The organism is Sphingomonas sp. GW821-FHT09E03 (assembly GCF_059416225.1).
Genome location: NZ_JBWKOS010000004.1, coordinates 494,868 through 504,558 on the forward strand (window position 1 = coordinate 494,868; position 9,691 = coordinate 504,558).

The 9,691-nt window shown below is 68.9% G+C and carries 8 protein-coding genes; 4 read left to right on the plus strand and 4 right to left on the minus strand.

Annotation, left to right across the window (positions count from 1 at the left end; translation table 11 throughout):
• Window positions 1-4 precede the first annotated feature (4 nt).
• Together shc and AC07M8_RS12760 are read left to right on the plus strand one after the other, a co-directional pair.
• The gene (gene shc / locus AC07M8_RS12755) at window positions 5-1,939 is read left to right on the plus strand and encodes a squalene--hopene cyclase (protein WP_495174684.1); all 1,935 of its coding nucleotides are present in this window, start codon (window positions 5-7) and stop codon (window positions 1,937-1,939) included.
• The gene (locus AC07M8_RS12760) at window positions 1,936-2,685 is read left to right on the plus strand and encodes a phosphorylase family protein (RefSeq protein ID WP_495174685.1); all 750 of its coding nucleotides are present in this window, start codon (window positions 1,936-1,938) and stop codon (window positions 2,683-2,685) included. Before shc ends, AC07M8_RS12760 begins: the two co-directional genes overlap by 4 nt.
• On the opposite strand, the gene hpnH is transcribed toward AC07M8_RS12760, so the two are convergent.
• Window positions 2,608-3,753, minus strand: a complete 1,146-nt coding sequence (gene hpnH / locus AC07M8_RS12765; RefSeq protein WP_267393550.1) for an adenosyl-hopene transferase HpnH — start codon at window positions 3,751-3,753, stop codon at window positions 2,608-2,610. The two genes, AC07M8_RS12760 and hpnH, sit on opposite strands and share 78 nt — an antisense overlap.
• A gap of 9 nt (window positions 3,754-3,762) precedes the next feature.
• Complete coding sequence (ispH, locus tag AC07M8_RS12770) at window positions 3,763-4,764, minus strand: 4-hydroxy-3-methylbut-2-enyl diphosphate reductase (protein WP_495174686.1); 1,002 nt, start codon at window positions 4,762-4,764, stop codon at window positions 3,763-3,765.
• A gap of 242 nt (window positions 4,765-5,006) precedes the next feature.
• Between ispH and AC07M8_RS12775 the strand changes: the two genes are divergently transcribed.
• Window positions 5,007-5,597: an ABC transporter substrate-binding protein gene (locus AC07M8_RS12775; protein ID WP_495174687.1), complete on the plus strand. Its 591-nt coding sequence runs from the start codon at window positions 5,007-5,009 to the stop codon at window positions 5,595-5,597.
• Window position 5,598: 1 nt separating this feature from the next.
• A complete protein-coding gene (locus AC07M8_RS12780; RefSeq protein ID WP_495174688.1) occupies window positions 5,599-6,564 on the plus strand; it encodes an MlaA family lipoprotein in 966 nt (321 codons plus the stop codon).
• 4 nt (window positions 6,565-6,568) lie between these two features.
• Here AC07M8_RS12780 and hpnN read toward each other — a convergent pair whose 3' ends face one another.
• Window positions 6,569-9,163, minus strand: a complete 2,595-nt coding sequence (gene hpnN / locus AC07M8_RS12785; RefSeq protein WP_495174716.1) for a hopanoid transporter HpnN — start codon at window positions 9,161-9,163, stop codon at window positions 6,569-6,571.
• 7 nt (window positions 9,164-9,170) lie between these two features.
• Entirely contained in the window at window positions 9,171-9,599 is a 429-nt protein-coding gene (locus tag AC07M8_RS12790) for a DUF2141 domain-containing protein (protein ID WP_495174689.1), read from the minus strand.
• Between the last annotated feature and the right edge of the window lie 92 nt (window positions 9,600-9,691).

A 9,691-nucleotide genomic window follows, 5' to 3' on the forward strand; every position in this document is an offset into this window, starting at 1 on the left:
CGCCATGCACGGTACGCTCTCTCCCCCCTCGCTGGCCGCCGTCGAAGCATCGGTCGCCCGCGCCGCCGCGGCGCTGGCGGCGCAGCAGCGCGACGACGGCCATTGGGTGTTCGAGCTGGAAGCCGACGCCACCATTCCGGCCGAATATATCCTTCTGCGCCATTATCTCGCCGAGCCGGTGGATGCCGTGCTCGAGGCGAAGATCGGCCGCTACCTGCGCCGCATCCAGTCGGCCGAACATGACGGCTGGGGGCTGTTCCATGCCGGCGCGTTCGACGTCAGCGCCAGCGTGAAGGCCTATTATGCGCTGAAGATGATCGGCGACGATCCCGCGGCACCGCACATGGCCCGCGCTCGCGCCGCGATCCTCGCCGCCGGCGGCGCCGCGTCAAGCAACGTCTTCACTCGCATCCAGCTCGCGCTGTTCGGCGCCGGGCCGTGGAGCACGGTGCCGACCATGCCGCCCGAGCTGATCCTGACGCCGCGCTGGTTCCCGATCCACCTCGCCAAGATGTCCTATTGGGCGCGCACCGTGGTGGTGCCGCTGCTGGTGCTCGCGGCGCTGAAGCCGGTCGCGCGCAATCCCAGAAACGTGCTGGTCGACGAGCTCTATACCGGCAGCAAGGTGCGCCCCGGCAGCAAGGCGGCGGATACTAAATGGCTGTGGACCGCGGGCTTTCACGGGCTCGATCGGCTGCTGAAGGCGGGCGATCGGCTGTGGCCCAAGGCGATGCGGCAGCGCGCGATCCATGCCTGCGTCGCCTTCGTCACCGAGCGGCTCAACGGCGAGGACGGGCTCGGCGCGATCTACCCGGCGATGGCGAACAGCTTGATGATGTTCGATTGCCTGGGTTATCCGGCCGATCATCCGGCACGGGCAATCGCGCGCCGCTCGGTCGACAATCTGCTGATCGTCGGCGACGACGAGGCCTATTGCCAGCCGTGCGTGTCGCCGGTGTGGGATACCGCGCTCGCCGCGCATGCGATGATGGAAGCCGGCTGCGAGGCCGAGGCGGTGCGTGGTCTAGACTGGCTGACACCGCGCCAGGTGCTCGACGTCAAGGGCGACTGGGCGGAGTGGAAGCCCGATGTGCGCCCCGGCGGCTGGGCATTCCAGTACAACAACGATCATTATCCCGATCTCGACGATACCGCGGTGGTGGTGATGGCAATGGACCGCGCGCGCGGACAGGCCGGCCCCGGCTATGACAAGGCGATCGAGCGCGGCGTCGAATGGACCGTCGGCCTGCAGAGCCGCGGCGGCGGCTGGGGCGCGTTCGATGCCGACAACGACTATGAGTATCTGAACAACCTGCCCTTTTCCGATCACGGCGCGCTGCTCGATCCGCCCACCGCCGATGTCAGCGCCCGCGTCGTGTCGATGCTCGCGCAGCTCGGCGAGCGCGACAGCCCGCGGATGGCCCGCGCGCTCGCCTATCTCGACCGCGAGCAGGAGGCGGACGGCAGCTGGTTTGGCCGCTGGGGCGTCAATTACGTCTACGGCACCTGGTCGGTGCTGTGCGCGCTCAACGCCGCGGGCTTGCCGCCGACGCACAAGATGGTCGCCGGCGGGGTCGGCTGGCTCAAGCGCATCCAGAATGGCGACGGCGGCTGGGGCGAGGATTGCGACAGCTACGCCCTCGATTACACCGGCTACACGCCGGCGCCGTCGACCGCATCGCAGACCGGCTGGGCGCTGCTTGGGCTGATGGCCGCGGGCGAGGTGGACAGCGACGCAGTGGCGCGCGGCATCGCTTGGCTGGCAGCGCATCAGGACGCCGACGGGCTGTGGGGCCAGGAGCATTATACCGGCGGTGGTTTCCCGCGGGTCTTCTACCTGCGCTACCACGGCTATCCCAAATATTTCCCGCTGTGGGCGATGGCGCGCTATCGAAACCTCAAGCGCTCCAACACCCAGGCCGTAGGCTACGGGATGTGATCCTCGCCGCGTGCGGATTGCAGCGAGAGGGGCGGCTGATCGCGCGCGCGGGCTGGGTGGCAGTGGCCGGCGGCGGCGATGCGTCGCGGCTGGAGCGGGAACTGACCGAAGCGATCAGATCGTCATCCCAGCAACGGCCGGGATCTCGTGCCGCGAGCAGGGCACTTGCCGGTGAAGATCCCAGCGATCGCCGGGATGACTGTGTCGAGATGGTGCTGTCGATCGGGCTCGCGGGCGCGCTGTCGCCGGAGCTGACGGTCGGCGACGTGGTGATCGCCTCGCTGGCCGCTGACGAAGGCCGGGGATCCTTCGTGGAACGGCTCCACGCGCTGCTGCCGACCGCCCGTGTCGGCACGATCGTCGGCCAGGATGTGCCCGCCGCGACGCTGACCGACAAGCAGCAGCTGTACGCCGCCACCGGTGCGCTCGCGGTCGATATGGAATCGCATGTCGCCGCCCGAGTCGCCGCGGCTCATGGCCTGCCGTTCGCCGCGATCCGCGCGATCTCGGACGATGCCGGGCGCACCCTGCCGCCGGCGGCGCTGGTGGGGATGAAGCCCGATGGCGGGATCGCGCTGGGCGCGGTGCTCGCGAGTCTCGCGCGGGCACCGGCCCAGCTCCCCGCCCTGATCCGCACCGGCACTGATGCGGAACGGGCGTTCAGGGCGTTACGCGGCGCGCTGGACGCGCTTGAAACCGGTGGGATCGGCCGCCTTGATCTTGGCGAGCTCGGCCTCGACGTGTGACGAATAGACCTGCTCGGCCGGGCGCTGGTTGGACAGATCGATGTCGGGCTTCATCGGCCCGTCGGTCCGGACACCCTTCATCGCGACCTTCATCAGCTTGAGCGGATGCTTGATCGAATCGGCCGCTGCCGTGCCCTCGAAGCCGCAATGGACCATGCAGTCGGCGCACTTTTCGTACTTGCCGACGCCATATTGATCCCAGTCGGTGCCCTCCATCAGCTCGGCGAACGTCGGCACATAGCCTTCGCCAACGAGGTAGCAGGGCTTCTGCCAGCCGAACACGGTGCGCAGCGGCATCGACCAGGGCGTGCATTCATAGGTCTGGTTGCCGGCGAGGAAGTCGAGGAACAGCGGCGAATTGGTGAAGGTCCAGTCCTTGCCGCCGTTGCCGCGCGAGAACACGTCGCGAAAGAAATTCTTGGTGCGTTCGCGATTGAGGAAATGCGCCTGGTCGGGCGCGCGCTCATAGGCATAGCCCGGCGAGATCGTGATCTCGACGCCATGGGCTTCCATGTCGTCGAAGAAGGCCGCGGTGCGCGCCGGATCGGCGCCATCGAACACGGTGCAATTGACCTGGACGCGGAAGCCCTTCGACTTGGCGAGCGCGATCGCATCCTTGGCGACGTCATAAACGCCGTCCTGGCACACCGACTTGTCGTGCGCGGCCTGATCACCGTCGAGGTGGATCGACCAAGTAAAGAAGGGCGAAGGCTTATAGTCGTCGATCTTCTTCTTCATCAGCAGTGCGTTGGTGCACAGGATGACGAACTTCTTGCGGTCGATATAGCCCTGGACGATCTTGGGCATCTCGCGGTGGAGCAAGGGCTCGCCGCCCGCGATCGACACCGCCGGCGCGCCGCAATCGTCGATCGCCGCCATGCACTGGTCATAGCTCAGCCGCTGGTTGAGAATGGGATCGGGATAATCGATCTTGCCGCAGCCCGCGCAGGCGAGATTGCAGCGGAGCAGCGGCTCCAGCATCAGCACCAGCGGGTATTTGCCGCCCTTGATCTGGTTCTTGACGACATAACTGCCGATGCGGGCGACTTGGCTGAGGGGGAGACCCATCGATAATTCCTATTCGGCCGCGACGCGCGGAGCGCGGGCGGGCCTGAGTTCGAGCGGGAGCGCGAATTCGACCTTCTCTTCGATGCCGTCAAGCTGCGACACCCGCACCGGGCGCAGCCGGCGCAGCGCGGTGATGACGCTGTCGACCAGCTCGTCGGGCGCCGAGGCACCGGCCGTGATGCCGACGGCAGCAACACCCTCGAGCCAGGCTGGATCCACGCCGTCGCCATCGTCGACCAGATAGCTCGGCAGCCCCATTTCCTCGCCGATCTCGCGCAGGCGATTCGAATTGGAGCTGTTCTTGGCGCCGACTACGATCAGCAGGTCGCTGACCCGCGACAGGTCGCGCACCGCCGACTGCCGGTTCTGGGTGGCGTAGCAGATCTCCGACACGTCCGGCCCCTCGACATCGGCAAAGCGCTCGTGGAGCGCGAGGATGACGCCGCGGGTGTCGTCGACGCTGAGCGTGGTCTGGGTGACATAGGCGATCGGCGTATCGGTCGGGATGTCGAGCGCGGCAACGTCTTCCGGGGTGGAAACGAGGTGCATCGGCGCATCGACCTGGCCCATGGTGCCGATCACCTCGACATGGCCGGCATGGCCGATCAGCACGATGGTGCGGCCCGACTTGGCGTAGCGGCGACCCTGGATGTGGACCTTGGTAACGAGCGGGCAGGTCGCGTCGAGTACCGGCAGCTCGCGCAGCTTGGCTTCTTCCTGAACGCTGCGGGCGACGCCATGGGCGCTGAAGATGGTGGTGGCGCCGGCGGGGATCTCGGTGAGGTCCTCGACGAACACCGCGCCCTTGCGGCGCAGCTTCTCGACCACGTGGCGGTTGTGGACGATCTCGTGGCGCACGTAGACCGGCGCCGAATAGCGCTCGATCGCCTTCTCGACGATCTCGATCGCGCGGACCACGCCGGCGCAGAAGCCGCGCGGCTGAGCGAGGATGATCTCGAGCGTCGCACCGCTAGCGGTCGCCGCCGCGGGGTCGGCATCATGACCAGGCATGGAATCGATGGTCAGCAGAAACTTGTCCTTCTTGGCTTCCGGCCGCGCCGCACTCGACGTCGGACCAGGCCCCCGGTGTTGCACTGCAATTAACCTCTGGCAGTGTCACGGGGAAGTCAAAAATCCGGCGATTTTATGGAAACAGCGTTTCCGTCCCGTCGTGGCCGATCGGGTTCGGTCATTCTGGACCTCGCCCGCCGGCGCCGGTAAGCGACGACCTTCGTCGTTCCGAAGGTATTGCCATGCGCCCGCTTTCTGCCGCTTTGCTGCTCGCCGCCATCCTTGCCCCCGTCCCGGCGCTGGCCCAGGCCGATCCCGCCCAGGGATCCGTCAAGGCGCTCGACGACGGCCTGCTCGCGATCATGAAGAGCGGCAAGCCGGCAAGTGCCCGGGCCGCGCAGATCGGCCCGGTGATCGACCGCAGCTTCGATCTGCCGCTGATGACCCGGCTCGCGGTCGGCAGCGGCTGGACCGCCATCGCCCCCGCCGACCAGACCGCGCTGGTCGCCGCGTTCCGGCGAATGACAATCGCGCAATATGCCAGCAACTTCAGCAGCTGGTCCGGCCAGGCGTTCACGATCGACCCCAAGGTGGACGCGCGCGGCGGCGACAAGCTGGTGCGCACCACGCTTGCCGGCAAGGGCGCGCCGGTCGCCCTCTCCTATCGCCTGCGGGCGAGCGGCGGCAGCTGGAAGATCATCGACGTCTTCTACCGCAACTCGATCAGCCAGCTCGCCACGCGCCGCTCCGATTTCGCCGGCGTGCTGCAGAGCGGCGGCGCCAAGGCGCTGATCGGCCACCTCAACGATCTCGCCGCCAAGGGCGGCAACTGAGATGATCCTGCTGCCGGCGCTGCTCCCTGCCCTGCTCGCGGCAGCGCCCGTCTTGCCGCCGGCCGGGCAAGAGGTGGCGCCGGTGGTGGTCGCAGCACCGGCGCCCCGCGCGCATCACGCCAAGGGCGACCCGCTCGAGGGCTTTAACCGGCGGATGTTCCGCGCCCATCAGGGCTTCGACCGGCGCTTCTTCCGGCCGGCGGCGATGGGCTACAAGCATGCGCTGCCCAAGGTGGTGCGCGGCGGCATCCGCAACGTCATCCGCAACCTCGGCGAGCCGATCGTCTTCCTCAACTATCTGCTCCAGCTGAAACCCGGCAAGGCAGCCGAGACGGCAGGGCGGTTCCTGATCAACTCGACCCTGGGGTTCGGCGGGCTGGTCGACATGGCCAAGACGCCGGGCGTGAAGCTGCCGCATCGCGACAACGGCCTCGGCAACACCCTCGCCTTCTACGGCGTCAAGTCGGGACCCTATCTGTTCCTGCCATTCGTCGGGCCGACCACCTTGCGCGACCTGATCGGCGGCCGCGGCGACGCGCTGGCGCTGCCGCTCGCGGTCGGCTCACCGTTCGACCGGCTCGAATATCAGATCCCCAAGGGCGTGCTGTCGGGCCTCGACGCGCGTGCCGAGGCCGACGACGACCTCAATGCGCTGTTCGCCGGCGCGGTTGACCCCTATGCGACGCTGCGCTCGGTGTATCTGCAGAACCGCATCGCCGAGATCCAGCAGTTGAAAGGCGCGAAAAAGGCAAACGCCGGGGCAGAGCTCGACGATCCGCTCGCCGACCCCTCCGGCACCGCGGCGCCGGCGGCGAGCCCCGAGCTGTCGGACCCGCTCGACGATCCGGCGGCGCCGACAACCGCGCCCGGGTCAGCGGCGCCGGCGGCCAGCCCGGCCCCGGTGACGTCGCCAGAACTGTCCGATCCGCTGGCGGATCCCGCGGCGCCCGCAACGCCGCAAGGCTGAGCGCCTACGCCCGCTCCCGCCGCGGCGGGCCGAGCAGCGCGGGCTCGAACACCAATGCGCAGATCAGCGTCCAGGCGAGCGAGATCATCAGGATCTTGCCCATGCTCGCGGTGCCCGGATGGTGCGACAGCCACAGGCTGCCGAAGGCGGTGCCGGTCGCCAGCGCGCTGAACAGCACCGCGCGCGCGAGGCTCGACTGGAGCAGCTCGGTGGCGCCGCCACGCCACGCCATCACGAAATAGATGTGGAAGGCAACGCCGACCCCGAACAGCAGGGGAAAGGCGATGATGTTGGCGAAGTTGATCGGCTGGCCGATCACCACGCAGGTGCCGAGCGTGAGGAAGATCGACAGCACCACCGGCGCCAGCGTGAACGCCACCTCGCGCACGTCGCGCAACACCGCGAACAGCAGCAGGCTGACCAGCACCAGCGCGATGGCGCCGGCCTGGACGAACGCCCCGGCGATGGTAAACGCCGCCGCCTGGGTCGCGACCGGCAGCCCGGTGGCCTGCGGTGCGATGCGGGTGACCGCGCCGCGGAACCGCTCCATCACCCGATTGTCGTTGGCGTCGCCCGACGGGAACACCGACAAGCGATATTGGCCCGCCGGCGTGCGCCAGTCGCGAACCAGCTCGGCGGGGAGCGTCGCCGCCGTGACGCCCTGCGCCTGGAGCGCGGCGCGGGCACCGTCGAGCATCACGCCAAGCGGCTGCGACAGCATCGCGTCCACCTGGTCGCGCGCCGCCACCGGCGCCGCGGCGAGCCGCTCGAAGCTGGTCGCGAGCGCCCGCGCATCGCCGCCATCGGCGGCGCCCGCGACCTGGCGCAGCTTGGCCGCAGCCATCCGCAGCCCGGCGACCCGCTCGGAGTCGGTGGCGGGCGGCGCGACGTCGAACGGGTTAAGCGTCAAATCGAGCAGCACGCTCGCATCCTGGATCGTCGCGAGCTTGGCGGGCTGGTCAGCGGGCACGAAGCTGTCGACCGAGATCACCTGTTTGACTTCTGGCAGGTGCGACAGCCGGCCCATGAGGCTTACCGCCTGGCGATGATCGGCGGCGAGGATGTCGATCGTGTTGGGGGTGCGCGAGGGATCGCGGGTGAGATCGGCGAGCGTGCTCATCGCCGGGCCGTGGGGATCGCGCAGGTGGAGCGGATTAAAGTCGAACGTGACCCAGGGCAGCAGCGCGATGCTCACCGCCATCGACACGCCGAACGCCCACAGCACGCCGCGGCGCCTGGTCTCGAGAAAGCGGTCGACCGGGGCGAGCTGCGCGAAACCGACCTCGCGGGCCGGCGCGCCTGGACGCAACACCATGATCAGCGCCGGGAGCAGCGTGACGCTGAACGCCAGCGCGATCACCATGCCGAGGCCGGCGATCACGCCAAGCTCGGCAATGCCGACATAAGCGGTCGGGAGGAAGGCACCGAAGCCGAGGAACACCGCGCCCGCCGCGAGCAGCAGCGGCGCGCCGAGCGCAGCGGCGGCGCGGCGCAGCGCCGCGGCCGGATCGGCGCCGTCGGCGCGCTCGGCGTTGAAGCGCACGCAGATCTGGATGCCGAAATCGACGCCGAGCCCGACAAACAGCGGGATGAACGCGACCGAGATGAGGTTGAGCCGGCCCACGGCCGCCATGCCGACCGCGGTGGTCACCACCAGCCCGACCACGATCGTCCCCATGATCGCGGCGATCAGCCGCACCGAACGGGTCGCGAACCACAAGGTGACGAGCATCGCCGCGACCATCACCAGCCCGACAAGGCCGATATTCTCCTCGAGCGTGGCGAACTCCTCGTCCGCCAGCGGCACCTCGCCGGTGAGGCGAACACGGACGCCATGGCCGGCATCGAGCTGCAACGCCGCGGCTGCCGCGCTCACCGCGCGGGCGGCATCCTTGCCCGGCGTCAGCGAGCCATAATCGAGGATCGGGCGGACCAGGATGAGCCGCCGCTTGGGCGCGGACAAGGCGCTGCCGCCCTCGGCGAACAGCGCCTGCCACGAAAAGAAAGCCGGCTTGCCGGCGAGCGAGCGATCGGTGGCGCCGGCCAGCGCACGCATCGGGCGATCGATCTGCGCGAGCGTCGCCGAGCCCGCGGCGACACCGTCGAGCAGCGTCGACAGCGACACGGTGACGCCGCGCAGCGATGGATCGGCGGCGAGCGGCCCGAGCAGCGGTTGCGCCTTGATCAGCGCGGCGGTGGCGCTGCGCACCTCGGCAGGCGAACCGAACAGCAGGCCTTCGCTGGCGAAGAACGGACCGCCGTCCGGGCGGCGGACGAGCTGGAAGTGGCGTGGATCGGCGGCGAGCTTGATCGCCAGCGTCGCGGCGCCGTGCTCGGCGAGTTCCGAGGTCTCGCCGTCGACGACGATCAGCATCACGTCGCTCAGCTGCGGGAAGGCCTGCTTCATCGCCCGCTCCTGCCGCCGCCAGTCGACATCGGGCGAGATCAGCGCGCCGGTGTCGGTGGTCATCGAGAAGTGGCTGGCGGTAAACAGCAGCGCCAGCGCCGCGACCGCGAGGCCGAGCAGCGCGGTGAGCCAGGGCCGGCGGATGCTCGCCGAGACGAGCCGCGGGATCAGCCCGGCGAGCGCGGCGGACATCGTCATGCTAGAGGAAATACTTCAGTTTCAGCTGGATGGTCTGGCCGTGGCCGTCGAACGTGAAGCGCGCCGCCTCCCATTTCGGCGGCGCCATCCGGATCGGCGCGTCGTTGGAAAAGCCGACGCCCTCCTTGGGCAGGCCGAAGATCGCACGATCGACCTTGCGGTTGCTGTTCTCGTCGTGGAACGCCTGGACCGCATAGGTGCCCTCAGGCAGGCCATGGACGGTGACGACGGTCACGCCCTCATGCGCCGGCGCCACCGCCGTATAGGGACAGTCCTTGAGGAATGCCGCCTGCGGGCAGACGTCTACATGCACCTGGCCCTTGGCGTTGCGGACGTTGGTGACGCGCACCGACAGCGCTCCATCGGGCGCCGCCGCCGCGCCGGTGCCGAGCAGCACGCAGCCAACGAGCAGCGCCCGGGCGATCAGCATGCCGAGGCTTCGCTGGCCGTGCTGTTATGGCGCAGCGCGGTGAGCACGGTATCGACGATGGCGGCGGCATCGAGGCGGGCCTCGGCATATTG